Origin of the sequence: Aeromicrobium sp. Leaf289 (assembly GCF_001423335.1) — a bacterium.
GTDB lineage: Bacteria > Actinomycetota > Actinomycetes > Propionibacteriales > Nocardioidaceae > Aeromicrobium.
In genome coordinates, this window is sequence record NZ_LMNK01000004.1 from 160,276 (window position 1) to 176,967 (window position 16,692).

At 70.8% G+C, this 16,692-nt stretch carries 16 protein-coding genes and 1 riboswitch; of the genes, 9 read left to right on the forward strand and 7 right to left on the reverse strand.

The genetic code is table 11. The features are described 5' to 3' along the window. Nucleotides 1–12 precede the first annotated feature (12 nt). Entirely contained in the window at nucleotides 13–1,197 is a 1,185-nt protein-coding gene (locus ASF37_RS13360; RefSeq protein ID WP_235500003.1) for an Ig-like domain-containing protein, read from the forward strand. A 655-nt stretch (nucleotides 1,198–1,852) separates the two neighbouring features. On the opposite strand, the gene ASF37_RS13365 is transcribed toward ASF37_RS13360, so the two are convergent. The 4 genes from ASF37_RS13365 to ASF37_RS13380 form a co-directional block, all read right to left on the reverse strand. Further along, nucleotides 1,853–3,556: a cytochrome bc complex cytochrome b subunit gene (locus ASF37_RS13365; RefSeq protein ID WP_055965689.1), complete on the reverse strand. Its 1,704-nt coding sequence runs from the start codon at nucleotides 3,554–3,556 to the stop codon at nucleotides 1,853–1,855. After that, entirely contained in the window at nucleotides 3,553–4,617 is a 1,065-nt protein-coding gene (locus ASF37_RS13370; protein WP_055965691.1) for a ubiquinol-cytochrome c reductase iron-sulfur subunit, read from the reverse strand. The genes ASF37_RS13365 and ASF37_RS13370 overlap by 4 nt, the downstream gene beginning before the upstream one ends. After that, on the reverse strand, nucleotides 4,614–5,450 hold the full coding sequence (locus tag ASF37_RS13375) for a c-type cytochrome (protein WP_055966474.1): 837 nt from the start codon (nucleotides 5,448–5,450) through the stop codon (nucleotides 4,614–4,616). Before ASF37_RS13375 ends, ASF37_RS13370 begins: the two co-directional genes overlap by 4 nt. Before the next feature lie 97 nt (nucleotides 5,451–5,547). Continuing rightward, nucleotides 5,548–6,126 (reverse strand): heme-copper oxidase subunit III, encoded by a 579-nt coding sequence (locus ASF37_RS13380; RefSeq protein ID WP_055966478.1) that lies wholly within the window; start codon nucleotides 6,124–6,126, stop codon nucleotides 5,548–5,550. A 69-nt stretch (nucleotides 6,127–6,195) separates the two neighbouring features. On the opposite strand from ASF37_RS13380, the gene ASF37_RS17630 reads away from it, so the two are divergent. Continuing rightward, nucleotides 6,196–6,618, forward strand: coding sequence for a response regulator transcription factor (locus ASF37_RS17630; protein WP_056555574.1), 423 nt, complete (start codon nucleotides 6,196–6,198; stop codon nucleotides 6,616–6,618). Continuing rightward, nucleotides 6,615–7,661 carry an anthranilate phosphoribosyltransferase gene (gene trpD, locus ASF37_RS13390; protein WP_056555577.1) on the forward strand — a complete coding sequence of 349 codons (1,047 nt, stop codon included), beginning with the start codon at nucleotides 6,615–6,617 and terminating at the stop codon, nucleotides 7,659–7,661. The genes ASF37_RS17630 and trpD overlap by 4 nt, the downstream gene beginning before the upstream one ends. Nucleotides 7,662–7,685: 24 nt before the next feature. Here trpD and ASF37_RS13395 read toward each other — a convergent pair whose 3' ends face one another. Both ASF37_RS13395 and ASF37_RS13400 read right to left on the reverse strand, forming a co-directional pair. Continuing rightward, complete coding sequence (locus ASF37_RS13395) at nucleotides 7,686–7,961, reverse strand: Lrp/AsnC family transcriptional regulator (protein WP_055965697.1); 276 nt, start codon at nucleotides 7,959–7,961, stop codon at nucleotides 7,686–7,688. Further along, nucleotides 7,958–9,685 (reverse strand): DEDD exonuclease domain-containing protein, encoded by a 1,728-nt coding sequence (locus ASF37_RS13400; RefSeq protein WP_235500004.1) that lies wholly within the window; start codon nucleotides 9,683–9,685, stop codon nucleotides 7,958–7,960. Before ASF37_RS13400 ends, ASF37_RS13395 begins: the two co-directional genes overlap by 4 nt. Nucleotides 9,686–10,243: 558 nt before the next feature. On the opposite strand from ASF37_RS13400, the gene ASF37_RS13405 reads away from it, so the two are divergent. From ASF37_RS13405 to ASF37_RS13415, 3 genes are all read left to right on the forward strand, one after another. Next, nucleotides 10,244–10,465 carry a hypothetical protein gene (locus ASF37_RS13405; protein ID WP_056581166.1) on the forward strand — a complete coding sequence of 74 codons (222 nt, stop codon included), beginning with the start codon at nucleotides 10,244–10,246 and terminating at the stop codon, nucleotides 10,463–10,465. A 124-nt stretch (nucleotides 10,466–10,589) separates the two neighbouring features. Further along, nucleotides 10,590–10,750, forward strand: a riboswitch (cyclic di-AMP (ydaO/yuaA leader). A gap of 127 nt (nucleotides 10,751–10,877) precedes the next feature. After that, a complete protein-coding gene (locus tag ASF37_RS13410; RefSeq protein WP_200914514.1) occupies nucleotides 10,878–11,744 on the forward strand; it encodes a C40 family peptidase in 867 nt (288 codons plus the stop codon). Nucleotides 11,745–11,794: 50 nt separating this feature from the next. Next, nucleotides 11,795–13,036 carry a hypothetical protein gene (locus ASF37_RS13415; protein WP_056555581.1) on the forward strand — a complete coding sequence of 414 codons (1,242 nt, stop codon included), beginning with the start codon at nucleotides 11,795–11,797 and terminating at the stop codon, nucleotides 13,034–13,036. On the opposite strand, the gene ASF37_RS13420 is transcribed toward ASF37_RS13415, so the two are convergent. Beyond that, nucleotides 13,003–14,790, reverse strand: a complete 1,788-nt coding sequence (locus tag ASF37_RS13420; protein ID WP_056581169.1) for a long-chain fatty acid--CoA ligase — start codon at nucleotides 14,788–14,790, stop codon at nucleotides 13,003–13,005. The two genes, ASF37_RS13415 and ASF37_RS13420, sit on opposite strands and share 34 nt — an antisense overlap. A 101-nt stretch (nucleotides 14,791–14,891) precedes the next feature. On the opposite strand from ASF37_RS13420, the gene ASF37_RS13425 reads away from it, so the two are divergent. The 3 genes from ASF37_RS13425 to ASF37_RS13435 are packed head-to-tail and all read left to right on the forward strand — an operon-like array spanning nucleotide 14,892 to nucleotide 16,691. After that, nucleotides 14,892–15,344, forward strand: coding sequence for an SRPBCC family protein (locus ASF37_RS13425; RefSeq protein ID WP_056555586.1), 453 nt, complete (start codon nucleotides 14,892–14,894; stop codon nucleotides 15,342–15,344). Next, nucleotides 15,337–15,675, forward strand: a complete 339-nt coding sequence (locus ASF37_RS13430) for a hypothetical protein (RefSeq protein WP_156368210.1) — start codon at nucleotides 15,337–15,339, stop codon at nucleotides 15,673–15,675. The genes ASF37_RS13425 and ASF37_RS13430 overlap by 8 nt, the downstream gene beginning before the upstream one ends. Then, a complete protein-coding gene (locus ASF37_RS13435) occupies nucleotides 15,672–16,691 on the forward strand; it encodes an ROK family glucokinase (protein ID WP_056581173.1) in 1,020 nt (339 codons plus the stop codon). The genes ASF37_RS13430 and ASF37_RS13435 overlap by 4 nt, the downstream gene beginning before the upstream one ends. Nucleotide 16,692 lies beyond the last annotated feature (1 nt).

A 16,692-nucleotide genomic window follows, 5' to 3' on the forward strand; every position in this document is an offset into this window, starting at 1 on the left:
TAGGATGACGCGGTGAGGTCAACGTTCTTGGGGCACCGCGTCGTGCTCGTCGTCGTGGCGATCGCGTCGCTCCTGGCAGCCTGCACCTCGGGCGGATCGCTCCGTGAGGCCGTGGCCCCCAAGGAGCCGGCCGTCGTCACGGCCAACGTCAAGGACAAGGCGGCTGACGTGCCCGTCGACACCCTCGTGGAGGTCGACGTCGAGCACGGGACGATCGTCGAGGCCTCCCTGTCCACCGAGGACGGCGCCGACGCCATCGAGGGCGAGGGTGGCGAGTCCGGCTGGACGGCGGCCTCGCGGCTCGAGCCCGGCACGGCCTACACGCTCACCGCGCAGGTCCGTGGCGACGACGGCAAGGACGTCGACCTCGTGCGCACGTTCACGACCCAGACATTGACCCTGGACGACCAGACCTATCCGTCGGTGGCTCCGCTCAAGGGCGAGACGGTCGGCGTGGGCATGCCGGTCATCGTCACCTTCGACATCCCCGTGAAGAACCGGGAGCTGTTCGAGGAGAACATGCACGTCCGGTCCACCCCCGAGGTCGAGGGGTCGTGGCACTGGATCAGCGACTCCGTCGTGCACTACCGCCCCGAGCGCTACTGGCCCGCCGGGACGAAGGTGACGGTGGACCTCGACCTCAACAGCCTTCCCGCCGGGGGAGGGGTGTACGGACAGCAAGACCAGAACATCCCCTTCACGATCGGCAAGAAGGTCGTGACCACGGTCGACGTCGCCAAGCACACGCTGACGATGAGCGTCGACGACGAGAAGCTGCGCACGATCCCGGTGTCCACCGGCAAGCCCGGGAACGAGACCCGGCGCGGCACCAAGGTGATCATGGAGAAGTTCTCCTCGGTCGACATGGACGCCGCCACCACCGGCGTGGACTCCTCCGATCCCGACTACTACGACATCAGCGACGTCCGCTGGGCCATGCGGGTCACGAACTCCGGGGAGTTCCTGCACGCCGCCCCCTGGTCGGTCGGCTCGCAGGGTCGGGAGAACGTGAGCCACGGCTGCGTGGGCATGAGCACGGCCGATGCCAAGTGGGTCTACGACCGCTCCCGCCGAGGCGACGTCGTGCGCTTCGTGAACAGCCCCCGGTCCCTCGAGGACAACAACGGCTGGACCGACTGGAACGTCGACTGGAGCGAGTGGACGAAGGGGTCGGCGCTGAGCCCTGCGGCGTCCTGAGGGGCGTTCTGAGCCGCTGAGGGCGCTCTGAGGCGTCCGGGTGGCTGCGCCCCGCTCAGGTGGGCATCGCGGGTGCTGCTGCGCCGCTGTGGCTGCGAGTCGGGGTGGTCTCCGAGAGGGCCTCGACCGGGGCGGTGGGTCTCGAGTCGGTTGGGTCTGCCGGGCGCGGCGGGGTTCGCGCTCGCTGCTGCGTCGCTGCGGCTGCGAGTGGACCTGCGCTCCGAAAGGCCTCGACCGGAGCGGAGGGTCTCGGTCCGGGTGGGTCTGCGGGGCGCTGCCACGATTCTCCATCGGTGCGTGATCCACGCACGATTCTTCCTTCGCGTGGACCGTGCCACGCGAAGGAAGCATCGTGGCGACGAAAAGGGCCCCGTACGGGCAGTGATTCTCCCTCCTCGTGGACCGTCCCTCGCAAAGGAAGAATCCCTGCCCACCCGACGCACGAGAGGCCCCCGGCGGACGCAGGATTCTGCCTTCGCGTGCAGAAGCCCGAACGATGCTGCGTTCACGACGGGATACCGCCACGAACGCAGAATCCTTCGACCTCCCACGCACGAACGCAGAATTCTGCGTCGCCCGGGAACGCAGAATCCTGCGTCCCCCGGGAACGACGAAGGCCCCCGCCGGAGCGGGGGCCTTCGTGCGGTGATGGTGCTCAGTGCGACTTCGGGATGCCGGTCTCCGACACGCCCTGGAAGTCCTCACCGAGGTGCACGGGGTGCCCCTCGATCTCACCGAGGTGCTCCTCAGCGTGCTCGACCTCGGCCACGGTCGGCTTGTCGATCGCGCCGTGGTAGTAGAACGAGCGAGCCTTGTGGCGCAGCTTGGCCTTGCGTCCGGCCGGAGCAGCCACACCGTTCTCGTCCGTCTCGGCCGGGGCCTCGAGGGCCGGGACCCGGTCGTGGGCCGTGAGGCGGTACTGCTCGAGGACCGGGAGCGGAGCGTGACGCTCGGCGTAGCTGCCGTCGGGCGAGCGCTCGATGACACCCGTCTCGTAGCCGTGCAGGATCTTGTTCTGGTCGGCTCGCTGCAGCCCGATGCAGATGCGACGGGTGATGAAGAACGCCGCGACCGGGAAGAGGAACAGGCCGAACCGGAAGATCCAGGTCAGGGCCATGATGTCGAGACCGAACTGGGTGGCGATGATGTCGTTGCCGCCCGCCGCCCAGCCGACGCCGTAGAACGTCATGCCGGCCACGCCGAACGCGGTGCGCGTCGGGGCGTTGCGCGGACGCTCGAGCAGGTGGTGCTCACGCTCGTCGCCGGTGATCCAGCGCTCGATGAACGGCCACAGGAAGAGCGTCGTGAACAGGACGCCCAGGCCACCCACGCCGGGGATGAAGACGTTCCAGCTCCAGGTGTAGCCGAGGAACGTGGTCTCGAGCGCCGGCATGAGGCGCACGAGGCCCTCGGAGAAGCCCATGTACCAGTCCGGCTGGGAGCCCGCCGTGACTTCCGACGGGTTGTACGGGCCGTACGCCCACACCGGGTTGATCTGGATGATGGCACCCATGAGGGCGGTGAAGCCGAAGACGACGAAGAAGAAGCCGCCGGCCTTGGCCGCGTACACGGGGAGCATCGGGTAGCCCACGACGTTGTCGTTGGTGCGTCCGGCGCCGGGCCACTGCGTGTGCTTGTGGTAGATCAGCAGCAGCATGTGCGCGGCGATGAGGCCGAGCAGCAGCGCCGGGATCAGCAGGATGTGCGCCATGTACAGACGGGGGATGATCTCCTCGCCCGGGAACTCGCCGCCGAAGATGAAGAACTCCACGTAGGAGCCCACGATCGGGACCGAGCGGATCATGCCGTCGACGAACCGCAGGCCCGTGCCCGACAGCAGGTCGTCGGGCAGGGAGTAGCCGGCGAAGCCCTCGACCATGCCGAGCGTCAGCAGGCCGACGCCGATGACCCAGTTGATCTCACGCGGCTTGCGGTACGCGCCCGTGAAGAATACGCGGAGCATGTGGGCGATCATCGCGCCGACGAACAGCGCCGCCGCCCAGTGGTGGATCTGCCGCATGAGCAGACCGCCACGGATGTCGAAGGAGATGTGCAGCGTCGAGGCGTAGGCCTGCGACATCTCCAGGCCCCGGAAGGGGGCGTAGGAGCCGTCGTAGACGACCTCGGCCATGCTCGGCTGGAACCAGAACGTCAGGAAGACGCCGGTCAGCAGCAGGACGACGAAGCTCCAGAGCGCGATCTCTCCGAGCATGAAGGACCAGTGCTCGGGGAAGACCTTGCGCAGGTTCTTCTTCGCCACACCGGCGAGCCCCAGACGGTCGTCGAGCCAGCCCACCGGACCGGCGGCCTTCTTGCCGAAGGCCGTGTCCTCGACCGGGGTGTAGGTGTCGTTGCTCATGACTCACCATCCAGTCTCTTCTGGTCGCGCGCAAGCTCGGGGTAGCTCGGCGCCACGATGTCGGGGAAGTCGCTCATGGCGATGATGTAGCCCTCGGAGTCGACACCCAGCGGCAGCTGGGGGAGAGGGCGGTGCGCCGGGCCGAAGATGACCTTGCCGTTGTCGGCCAGGTCGAACGTCGACTGGTGGCACGGGCAGAGCAGGTGGTGCGTCTGCTGCTCCCACAGGGAGATCGGGCATCCGACGTGCGTGCAGATCTTGGAGTAGCAGAGGATCCCGTCGATGCCCCAGTTCTCCTTGCCCTGCTCGGGCGTGATGTCCTCCGGGCGCATGCGCACGACGATGATCGCGGCCTTGGACTTCGCGGCCAGGAGCTCGTGGCCGTGGTACTCGGCCTCCTCCTCGCCCTCGGCGGGGAAGAACACGGCCGGCTCGGCGTTGATGAGCTGACCGACCTCGATCTCCTCCGGACGCATCGGCAGGCCGGACACGTCGTTGACGACCCGCATGCCCTTCTTCCACACCGTCTCGTCCTGGCCGTGGGGGAGCGGACCGAGGTCACGCAGGAGCACCACGGACGGCAGCGCCAGCGCGCCGACGGAGAGGAACAGGCTGTTGCGGATGAGCGGGCGTCGGCCGAAGGTCGACTCCTCGATGCCGGCATTGATGTCGGCCATGACCGCCGCGCGGTCCTCGTCGGAGGACTTGGCGGGGTGGCGCATCTCGACCATCTCGTGGTCGCCCATGAGCTTCTTGGCCCACTGGATGATGCCGACGCCGATGAGCAGCATGCCGCCGCCGAGGGTGGCGCCCAGCGCGAAGTTCGAGGCGGACCAGTTGAGGAACGTCTGGTCCTCGTCGATCAGGAAGTAGGAGAAGCAGAACACCACGAAGAGCAGGGCCGCGGCGAAGAACATGCCCGAGACCTGACGCTCGGCGCGGCGCTCCTGCGCCGGGTCGACGTCGGTCGGACGCCACTGGTGCGGCTGCAGGCCCGGGTCCTGGATGGGCTCCGTGGTGGCGGGGGTGCTGCTGCCGTGCTGCTCGAGGTCGTCGCTCATGCTGCCTTCTTCTTGGTCTTCACGCGCGCGCCGTGGGCGCCGATCCAGATGGCGAACCCGACGAGGCCGCCGATGCCGACGACCCAGACGAAGACGCCGTCGACCACGGGACCGAGGCCGCCGCCACCGACGCCGCCGTAGTTCGGCTGCTCCTGGACGTTCTTGATGTAGGCGATGATGTTGCGCTTGTCCTCAGGCGTGACGATGTCGTCGTTGAAGACAGGCATCTGCTGCGGGCCGGTCTGCATGGCCTCGTAGAGGTGCTTGGCGCTCACACCCTTCAGGGTAGGCGCGTATCGGCCGTTCGGCAGGGCACCGCCGGCGCCGACGGAGTTGTGGCAGGCGGTGCAGTTGGTGCGGAAGAACTCGCCGCCCTCCTTGAGGCCCTCCTCGTCGACGTTCTCGTAGTCGAGGACGTCCTCGGCGGGGATGGCCGGGCCGGGGGCCAGCGAGGCGATGTAGGCCGCCAGCTGCTTGGTCTCCTCGGCGTCGTACTCCGGTGCCTTGCGCGGCGCCTGGGGGCCCGACTGCGCCATCGGCATGCGACCGGTGCCGACCTGGAAGTCGACCGCGGCGGCGCCCACGCCGATCAGCGACGGACCGTAGTTCCCGCCGTCCTTCGTCGTGATGCCCTCGGCGTTCTGGCCGTGGCAGCTCGCGCAGCCGATGAGGAAGAGCTCGCGCCCGACCTCGACGTCGCGCGCGGTGTACTCCTCGGCCTGTGCGGCCTTGGGTGCGGCGGCGGCCCAGAGGGCTCCTACCGTCACGAGTCCCAGCAGCAGGACAGCGAGTCCGGCGAGGGGATGACGGCGGCGGGTCGACAGAGTGCGCACCGAGAACCTCATTCCTGTCAGGGGTGTCCAGCGTACCTAGCGATGTCGCAGGTCCGCAGGGTTAGGTTGGGCTAACGCCGTGCCGGTGAGCGAGGCGTCAGCGAATCAGGTAGATCGTCGCGAAGAGAGCGACCCAGACGATGTCGACGAAGTGCCAGTAGTAGGACACGACGATCGCCGAGATGGCCTGCTCGTGGGTGAAGCGGCGCGCGACGAAGGTGCGGCCGATCACGAGCAGGAAGGCCAGCAGACCGCCCACGACGTGGATGCCGTGGAAGCCGGTGGCGAGGTAGAAGAGCGAGCCGTAGGCCGAGGACGGGATCGTCACGCCCTCGTGCACGAGCTCGGCGTACTCGGTGGCCTGGCCGCCGATGAAGATCGCGCCCATGACGTACGTGAGGACGAACCACTCACGCATGCCCCACTTGCCCATCTGCAGCAACGTGCCGGTGCGTCCGGCGCGACCGCGCTCGGCGGCGAAGACGCCGAACTGGCAGGTCAGGGACGACAGCACCAGGATCGCGGTGTTGATCGTCGCGAACGGCACGTTCAGCAGCTGCGTCTCCTGGGCCCACAGCTCCGGGGTCACGTTCTTGACCGTGAAGTAGGCGGCGAACAGTCCGGCGAAGAACATCAGCTCGCTGGAGAGCCAGACGATCGTGCCGACGGTCACCATCGAGGGACGTCCCTCGGTGCCGTGGAGTCGGGACGCGGGGATCACGGAAGTAGTGGCCACGCGCTCATTATGTACGATTCGAACGTGACCGAGAGCAGCAGGTTCCACGTCCTCGTCTACAGCGACGACCGAGACGTCAGGAATGCCGTCATCACAGCGCTCGGCACGCGTCCGCACCCGGACCTTCCGCCCTTCGAGTACGTGGAGTGCGCCACCGAGCCGGTCGTGTGGCAGCACCTCGACGACACCCGCCGCCGACCCGACCTCGTGATCCTCGACGGCGAGGCCAACCCGGCCGGTGGGCTGGGCGTGGCGCGCCAGATGAAGGACGAGATCTTCCAGGCGCCGCCGGTGCTCGTGCTCACGGGTCGGCCGCAGGACGCCTGGCTCGCGACGTGGTCGCGGGCCGAGGCCGCCGTCTCGCACCCGATCGACCCGCTGCGGCTGGCCGAGGCGGTCATCGGGCTCGCGCGGTCCGTGCTCACGGCGTGAGCGCCCACACCTGGCCCGACGTGCTCGACGCGCTCGTGCTCGGGCACGACCTCGACGCCCGGTCGACGGCGTGGGCCATGGCCTCGATCCTGGACGGGGAGAGCACGCCCGCGCAGATCGCGGCCTTCGCGGTCGCGCTGCGCGCCAAGGGGATCTCCCAGCCCGAGCTGCAGGGCCTGGTCGACGCCCTCCTGTCGAAGGCCGTCCTCGTCGACGTGCCCGGCCGGGTCGTCGACATCGTCGGCACCGGGGGAGACCGGGCCAAGACGGTGAACATCTCGTCGATGTCGGCGGTCACGGCAGCCGGTGCGGGCGTGCCCGTGGTCAAGCACGGCAACCGGGCGGCCTCCAGCGACAGCGGCACGGCCGACGTCTTCGAGGTGCTGCAGATCCGTCTCGACGTTCCGGCCGAGGCGGTGCCGACGGTGCTGGAGCGCGCCGGCATCACCTTCTGCTTCGCCCCCCTGTTCCACCCCGGGCTGCGCTTCACGGGGCCGCCGCGACGCGAGATCGGCATCGCGACCCCGTTCAACGTGCTCGGCCCGCTCGTGAACCCGGCCCGCCCGGCGGCGTCGGCCGTGGGGTGCTCAGACCTGCGGACCGCTCCGCTCATGGCGCAGGTGTTCGCCGACCGCGGTGACGACGCATTCGTCTTCCGGGGCGACGACGGTCTGGACGAGATCACCACCACCTCCACGACGCGGGTCTGGACCGTCGCGGACGGACAGGTCGTCGAGGGGCTGCTGGACCCGCGGGATCTCGGCGTCGCCCTCTCCTCGCCAGAGGCATTGCGTGGAGGAGACCCGACCTACAACGCCGACGTGTTCCGGCGCGTGCTCGACGGTGAGACCTCACCCGTGCGCGACGCCGTGCTGCTCAACGCCGGAGCGGCCCTGGCGGCCCACGCCGGGGGGAGCGGGCCGCTGCTCGAGCGGCTGGGGGCCGGGATGGAGCAGGCGCGCACGTCGATCGACAGCGGCGCAGCGCGCGAGGTGCTGGCGCGCTGGTCGACCGTGACGCAGGAGCTCGCGCCCCCTCGCTGACGGTGCGTCGTGCGCGTTCGGACGTCAGAGGCCGATGCTGAACGCGTCCTCGAGGTCATGGCGGCTGAACGTCTGGAACGCGATCTGGGTCTGCGTCGACAGCACGCCCTCGACCTTGTTGAGCCGGTCGGCCACGACGGCGGCGACGTCGTCGATGCGCTGCACCCGCACCATGGCCACGAGGTCGTGGTCGCCGGTGACGGAGTAGACCTCGCTGACGCCGTCGAGGTCGGCGATCTGGGCGGCGGTCTCGGGAAGCCGCGAGACCTCGGCCTGGATGAAGACGATGGCGGTGATCACGCCGTCAGCCTAGACCGGTTCGCCCGGTGGACGTCGGACTCGACCGGCAGGTCGGCGACGTGCCGCGCGGCGCCGGCGACAGGCACGTGCCAGCTGCCCCGCACCATGCGCACGCCGGGCGTCTCGAGCCACCGCAGGAGGGTCTCGGTCTCCTCGACCGAGGCGACCGGGGCGGGGTGGGCGGCGTGCGCAGGAGCGGCTACCTCCTCGGCGGTGGCCAGGAGTGCCTCGACCCACGCGGACGGGTGGACCGTGCGGGGCAGGAGCCCGGCGGCGGCGAGGCGACCGTGCCGAACCACGTGGACCTCCCAGCCCCGCTCGCCGGGCGCCGCCGCCACGAGCTCGTCGACCTCGGTGAGCTGGCGCAGCCGCTGGGTGCGGTCGACCGCCCGCAGGGACGCGGTGAGCCGGTCGCGAACGGCAGCGGCGTCCTCGTAGCGCTGCTGGTCGCCCAGCTCGGTCATCCGCAGGCGCAGCCGGTCGACGACCTCGAGCGGGTCGCCGGTGAGCGCCTCGCGCAGGCGTGCGACCTCGGCGTCGTAGATGGCGGGGTCGAGGTCGCCGGTGCACGGCGCGAGACAGCGGCCGAGGTCGGCCAGGGCGCACGTGCTGCCGCGCGGGCGTCGGCCCATGCGGGTGGTGCACTGACGCACGAGGAAGGTCTCGTGCAGCGCGGCGAGGGCGAGCTCGCTCTGGCGCCGGTTGCCGAACGGCCCGACGTAGTCGGCGTCGTCGTCGAGGACGCGACGCACGACCGACAGGCGGGGCCACGGCTCGCGGGTGAGCTTGATCCACGTGAGGCGCTCGGGGAACCGCGAGCGGCGGTTGTACGGGGGACGGTGCGCCGCGATGAGGCGGAGCTCGCGCACCTGCGCCTCGAGCGCCGTGGCGCAGACGACGGAGTCGACCCGCTCGGCCAGGCGGACCATCTCGCCCATGCGGGTGCGGGTCTCCGACGCCGTGAAGTAGCTCGCGACCCGCTTGCGCAGGTCGCGTGACGTGCCGACGTAGAGCACGTGGTCGCGGACGTCGCGGAACAGGTAGACGCCGGGCTCGTGCGGCAGGTGCTGCGCCAGGTGGCGCTTGCGACGTTGCTCGGGGGAGACCCGCGACGTGAACGTGACGGCGTCCTCGAGGCTGTTCACGCCGAGGGAGCCGAGCCGCTCGAACAGGCCGTGCAGCACGTCGACGGTGGCGCGCGCGTCGTGCAGGGCCCGGTGGTCGGGCGTGGTGGTGGCGCCGAAGTGGGCGGCGAGGGTGGAGAGCTTGACGTTGCGCACCTCGTCGCGCAGCAGCGCCCGCCGGGCCAGCACGGCCGTGTCGAGCACCTCGAAGCGCGGCCAGGGGATCCCGAGCTCCTGCGCGGCGTGCTTGAGGAAGCCGACGTCGAAGGGGGCGTTGTGCGCCACGAGCACGCTGCCGGCGGCCAGCTCGAGGAAGCTGGGGAGAACCTCGGCGATGCGGGGCGCCTCGACGACCATCGCGTCGGTGATCCCGGTGAGCACCGTGATGAACGCCGGGATGCTCTCCTCGGGGTTCACCAGCGTCTGGAGCTCGCCCAGCACCTCGCCACCGCGCACCTTGACCGCACCGATCTCGGTGATGCGCGATCCTGTCTTCGGCGAGCCGCCCGTGGTCTCGAGGTCGACGACGCAGAACGTGACGTCGCTCAGTGCTCGACCGAGGTCGTCGAAGCTGGCCTGGTGGGGGAAGGGGCTCGTCACGGCGCCGACGCTAGGCGCGGCGTCCGACAGAGTGGGCGATTCCGTTGGTGTCGTCGGTGGGGTGGGTCTTCTCCTCGACGCAGCCGCAGGGTGGGTCTGCGGGGCGCGGCCACGATTCTTCATCTGTGCGGGATCCACGCACGATTCTGCTTTCGCGTGCTGAAGCCCGAACGATGCTGCGTTGGTGACGGGATCCGGTAGCGAACGCAGCATCCTTCGCCCCCTCACGCACGAACGCAGAATCCTGCGTCCCCCCGAGCCACGCTCCGAGAGGCCGACCGAGCCCGGACTCGTCCGCCGGTCGAGGCCCTTTTCGGAGAGCAGGTCGACGACGAGCCACAGCGACGCATGAGCAAGGAACGACCTATCCGGAAATGCAGCCGCAGGTCGAGACCGAGCCAGAGCGACGCAGCCGCAGGTCGAGACCCAGCCGGAGCGACGCAGCCGCAGGCGAAGACCCACCCCGAAGCCCCGCAGCCGTCGGGGGACCACTCACGGCAACCCCGACGCATGACGACTGAACGGTTTCTGTCGGGACGCCTGCCTAGCGTCGGCGACATGAACCCCGAATCCGTCATGATCGACTGCGACAGCTGCCTCGTCCGCAGTCCCAGCGCGTGCGGCGACTGCGTGGTCAGCGTGCTGCTCGGCGGTCCGCCCCAGGGTGTCGAGGTCGACGCCGAGGAGATGGCCGCACTCACCGCCCTCGCCGACGAGGGTCTCGTGCCGCCGCTGAGGCTCGTCACCCCCGTCTCCGGACCTGACGTCCAGGCCGGGTGACGCACCTCACCCCGCACAGGGCCCGCGCGGTCCGTCGAGGGGTCGGGTCGTCGCCCGCTTCCTCGCGCCCTCGGTTAGACTCGGCAACCGTGCGTCCGGAGCATGCTGCTCACCCAGAGCGACATCGGAGGCACCGCCGAACCGCCGCGGACGTGGGGAAGACGTCCAGGGCGGACCGGGGAACCACGTTCCTGGGGTGAATCGCACGGGCGCTCGCGCCCGTGGGTAGGGCAGACCTTGGCCCGAACCCGTCAGCTCACCCGGTAGGCGTCGAGGACACTGGAGGGTGCACGTGCACCGACGAGGCCTGGCCCGTACACGCAGCACACGATCGACCCTGGCCACCGCAGCGGTGGCGGCCCTGACCATCGGCGTCACCGTCGGAGTGGTCGGCCCCGCGCAGGCGGACCCGGTGACCACCGAGGACGTCGAGGCCGCGTTCCACGACGTCGAGGTGGTGGCCGAGCAGGTCAACCAGCTCGACGAGGACGTCAAGGACACGCGCGCCGAGATCGCCGACCTCGACGACGACATCGCCGACCAGCTGGCCGTCTACCGCAAGCAGCGCGACGCGCTGGGCGCCTCGGTCGTGCAGCAGCAGCTCGACTCGCCGCTCGGCCCCACGGTGAGCCTGTTCGGCAGCCAGGACCCCGAGGAGTTCCTCGAGGGCCTCGGTGCGGTCCAGGCACTCAACAGCACGCGCGCCGACGCCGTCGAGTCCTTCGCCGCCACGGCCAAGGAACTCAAGAACCGACGCGCCAGCCTGAAGGACCGCAAGACCGAGCTCGAGCGCGATCGCAAGAAGGCTGACGCGAAGCGCGCCCAGATCAAGGCCAAGTACGAGGACGCCAAGGCCGAGCTGGCCCGTCTGACGGCCGCCGAGCAGGCCGCCTTCAACACCAGCGACGTCGAGATCGGCTTCGAGGTCGACGCGAGCGGCCGCGCCAAGGCCGCGATCGACTTCGCGACCGCCCAGCTGGGCAAGCCCTACATCTACGGCGGCACCGGGCCGAAGGGCTACGACTGCTCCGGCCTGGTCATGAAGGCCTTCGCCGCGGCCGGCGTCTCGCTGCCCCGCGTCGTGGGTCCGCAGTACGCCGCGTCGCGCAAGATCTCCATGAACGAGCTCCAGCCCGGCGACATCGTCTTCTACGGCGACATGTCGCACGACGGCATCTACATCGGCAACGGCAAGGTCATCCACGCGCCCCGGCCGGGCAAGAGCATCGAGGTCACGAGCGTGTCCTACGGGTTCACCAAGGCCGGACGCGTCGTCTGAGCCGACCCGTGCCGGGTGTCGGATGACGGCGAGATCATGACGGGCGCCCCGTGAGGAGGCCTTCGGCCAACATCACGGCCGCGCTCGTCCTTCTCGGGGTCGCGCTCGCGGTGCTGCTCTGGCAGCGGCCCTGGTCAGGCGGGTCGGAGGACGCGGACGTCGTCGCGATCCCCGACGACGCACGTGTCGTGCTGGCGGACCAGCTGACCGCGCTCTCACGGGCCACGACGGAGCAGGAGTTCGTCGCCGCAGCCGGCGAGGGGTCCCGGGCGCGCACGTTCGCCGAGCAGGCCTGGCAGGCGCGCGAGGCGCTCTCGGTGACCGACGTGTCGCTGCGCTACGTCTCGGGCGGTGACGTGGCGGACCGCGCCGACGGCTCCACCCTCGCGACGGTCGAGGTCTCGTGGCGAGCCGGTGACGCGTCGCCCGTGGCCGGCACGAGCGTCCGGTCCACGCAGGTGGGGCTGCGCCTCGACCCCCGGGACGACGGCACCTTCGCCGTGCGCGGGGCCGCGGCCGTAGGGGACCGCCTCCCGCTCTGGCTGGCGGGCGACGTGCGTGTCCAGTCGGCAGGCGACGCGGTCCGCGTGGTGAGCATCGACGGTGGCGTGCCCGACCTCGACGCCCTGGCCGCGGCCAGGGCTGCGGACCGCAGCGTGCGGGCGACGGTGCCGGAGGCCGACGGTCGGCTCACGGTGATCGCCCCCAGCAGCAGGGCCACGACCGCGGCGCTGGTGGGCCAGTCCCAGGAGGACGTGGCCGCGATCGCCGGTGTCACGACCACCGTCGACGGCTCCACCGGGACCGCGCGGGTCGTGGTGCTCAACCCCGACCTCTTCGCCGGCATGGACGCCCGCGCCCGGCAGGTCGTCATCACGCACGAGGCCGCGCACCTGCTCACCGGAGCGGTCGGGACCTCGATGGTGACGTGGGTGGCCGAGGGCTTCGCCGACTACGTGGCGCTGCGCGACGACGACGCGCCGCTCGCGGTGAGCGCCGGGCAGATCCTCGCCCAGGTCCGTGCCGACGGCCCGCCTGACGCCCTTCCCGACGCCCAGGCCTTCGCCTCCGCCGGCGGGCACGGGCTCGGCGCGGTCTACGAGTCCGCATGGCTCGTCTTCGAGATGCTCGCCGACGAGACGTCGAACGACCGGATCGTGGCCTTCTACGAGGACGTGCGTGACGGTGGCGACGTCGCGGACGCCGCCCGGGAGCGCCTCGGGCTGAGCGTCGAGCAGATCACCGCCCGGTGGCGCGCCTACCTGGAGAAGAGCGCCTCGACCGTGTCGTGAAGGTCGCGCAGCACCGCGGTCCGCTTGACCTTGAACGACGGCGTCAGGTAGCCGTTCTCCTCGGTCCAGTCGTCGTCGAGGATGACGAACTTGCGGATCGACTCGGCCTGCGAGACCAGGGCGTTGGCGTCGTCGACGGCCTGCTGGACCTGCGTCTCCAGCTCGGGGGAGTCCAGGGGTCCGGTCCAGGCCTCCCGGTCGATCGTCACGAGCGCGGCGATGAACGGCTTGCCGTCGCCGACCACGAGGCACTGGCTCACCAGCGGGTGGGCGCGGACCCGGTCCTCGAGCACCGCGGGGGCGACGTTCTTGCCGCCGGCGGTCACGATGATCTCCTTCTTGCGACCGGTGATGCGGACGAAGCCGTCGTCGTCTACGTCGCCGAGGTCGCCGGTGGCGAACCAGCCGTCGGGGTCGAGCGCCCCGGCCGTGGCCTCGTCGTTGTTCCAGTACCCGGTGAACACCTGGGGGCCGCGGAACAGCAGCTCGCCGTCGTCGCCGACCCGTACCTCGGTCTCGGGGAACGGACGCCCGACCGTCCCGATGCGCTGGTCGGACGGCGTGTTCACGCACAGTGCTGCCGTGGTCTCGGTGAGGCCGTAGCCCTCGAGCACCGTGACGCCGATGCCCCGGTAGAAGTGCGCCAGCCGGTCGCCGAGCGGCGCGCCGCCGGAGATCGCCCACTCGGCGTGGCCACCCAGCGCCTGACGCAGCTTGGCGAACACCAGCCGGTCGAAGAGGGCGTGCTTGGCGCGCAGGGCCGCCCCCACCCGCTTGGGCTTCCCGCGCCTCGTCGTCGCGTCCTGGGCCTTGCTGTAGGCGATCGCCGTCGCCACGGCCCGGTCGAAGATCGGACCCTTGCCGTCGGCGTAGGCCTTGGTGCTTGCGGAGTTGAAGACCTTCTCGAAGACGCGGGGGACCGCCAGGACGAACGTGGGCTGGTACTCGCCGAGGTCGGCCACCAGGTCCTTCACGTCGGCCGTGTGGCCCAGCCGGGTGCCGGAGCGGATGGCGCCGACCTGGATGATCCGCGCGAACACGTGCGCCAGCGGCAGGAAGAGCAGTGTCGAGGCGTTCTCGCGGCCGAACAGATCGGGCAGCTGCTCGAGCGCCCCGGAGAGCTCGGCCCGGAAGTTGCCGTGCGTGAGCCGGCAGCCCTTGGGACGGCCCGTGGTGCCCGACGTGTAGATGAGGGTGGCGAGCGAGTCCGACGTGAGGGTCGCCCTGGCCTGCTTGAGCTGTGCGTCGCTGACGCCCGCGGCGGCGGAGCGGACCTCGTCGAGGCCGCCCTCGTCGATGGTCCACACGTGCTTCAGGTCCGGGGCGTCGCGACGGGCCTCGTCGACCCGTCCGAGGTGCTGTGCGCTCTCCACGACGGCTGCGACGGCGCCGGAGTCGGAGAGGATCCACGCCACCTGGTCGGTCGAGGACGTCTCGTAGATGGGCACGGTGACCGCTCCGGCCCACCAGACGGCGTAGTCCACGAGCGTCCACTCGTACCGCGTGCGCGACAGGAGGGCGACCCGGTCGCCCGGCCGGACGCCTGCCGCGAGGAGTCCCTTGGCGACGGTGACGACGTCGGCGTGGAACGCGCCGATCGTCACGTCGGACCAGCCGTCCGGCCCACGTCGGGCGAGGGCCACGGCCTCCGGATCGGCCGCGAGGCGGTCGAGCACGTCGTCGGTCAGGTTGCCCCGGTCGGGGCGTCCGTCCGACGCGGCAGGGTCAGGTCGGTCACCGTCCGCAGCGTTCACGTACGGCAGGCTACTCGGCGTCGAACGGGCACGGGAGCCGCGGGGCGGACGTGGAGCGGCGTCCCACTACGATGAGGATCCCGAGGAAGCGAGGAGGGCCCATGGCGCGCACCACGAGCGACATCGTCATCGATGCCGCACCGTCGGACGTCATGGCCGTGATCGCCGACTTCGACGCCTATCCATCGTGGGCCACCGGCGTCCGCAGCGCCGAGGTGGTCGAGCCGGGAGCTGCCGGCGACTCCGTCGGCGATCGGGCCGACCGGGTCCGTTTCACCCTCGACGCCGCACCCATCCGCGACACCTACGAGCTGCTCTACACCTGGGACGGCGACCGGTCGGTGTCGTGGAGCCTGGCGGAGAAGGCCACGGTGCTGACCGCGCTCGACGGCACGTACGCGCTGGCCGAGGTGGCCGGCGGGACGCGGGTGACCTACCAGCTCGCCGTCGACGTCGCCGTGCCGCTGCTCGGCACGCTCAAGCGCAAGGCCGAGAAGGTCATCATCGACGCGGCCCTGAGCGGCTTGAAGCAACGGGTCGAGACTCTTGGCTGACGACGAGGTGGGGTCGCTGGGACAGGAGACCCTCAAGCTGTTGCGAGCGCTCGCCGTCGACGCCGACACCACGGCGCCCCGGCGGAACGACGCCGACGCCGGGTCGCCCGACGCCGACGCCGACGCGCACGTGTGCACCACGTCGTGGTGCCCGGTGTGCCAGGTGGTGGGCTTCGTGAAGACCAACCCCGACGTGGTCGAGGAGGTCGCCGTGGCGGCGCTGCACCTCGCGCGCACCGTGCGCGACGCGTTCGAGACCGCGTTGCGCCAGGGCGACGGCACCCACGACACGAGCGACCGACGTACCGACGAGGGAGAGGCGAGCCGATGAGCTCGACGCACGACCACGACACGCGCCTCGGCGTGGGGGTCGACATCGGCGGCACCAAGATCGCCGCCGGCCTCGTGGGGCCCGACGGCACCATCCTGGCCAGCGTCTCGGAGCCCACGCCCGACGCCGACGCCATCGCCGGGCTCGTGGCCGACCTGGTGGGCCGGCTCCGTGCGCAGGCCCAGCACCCGGTCGCCGGGATCGGTGTGGGTGCGGCGGGGTTCGTCGCGGCCGACCGGTCCACGGTCACCTTCGCCCCCAACATCGACTGGCGCGACGAGCCGCTGGGTGCGCGGATCGCCCGGCTGGTCGAGCTGCCCGTCGTCGTCGAGAACGACGCCAACGCCGCGGCCTGGGGCGAGTACCGGTTCGGGGCCGGTGCCGACTCCGACGACCTGCTGCTCGTGACCATCGGCACCGGGGTCGGTGGTGGCGTGATCCAGGACGGCGACCTCATGCGCGGCGGGTTCGGCGCGGCGGCCGAGATCGGGCACCTGCGGCTCGTCCGCGACGGGCGCCTGTGCGGGTGCGGTCAGCACGGGTGCTTCGAGAAGTACGCGAGCGGCAGCGCCCTCGTGGCCGAGGCACGTGAACGGGCTGCGAGCGACGACCCGGCAGCGGCGGCCCTCGTGGCCCGCGCCGGCGGCGTCGCGAAGATCAAGGGTCCGCTGGTCACCGACCTCGCCCAGGAGGGCGACCCGTTCGCGGTGGACCTGCTGCGCGACCTCGGGGCCTGGATCGGCGAGGGCTGCGCCTCGCTCGCCGCCGTGCTCGACCCGAGCGTCATCGTGATCGGGGGCGGGGTCGGGGCAGCCGCCGACCTCCTGCTCGACCCCGTGCGGGAGGCCTTCGAGGAGCACCTGCCCGCGCGCTTCCACCGTCGTGTGGCCGAGGTGCGCCTCGCGACCCTCGGCAACGACGCCGGCATCGTCGGCGCCGCCGACCTCGGCCGCTCCGCCCGAAGGGCGACGGCGCAGAGGGTCGGCTCCGCACCCGGCTCAGGAACAGAGGACTGAC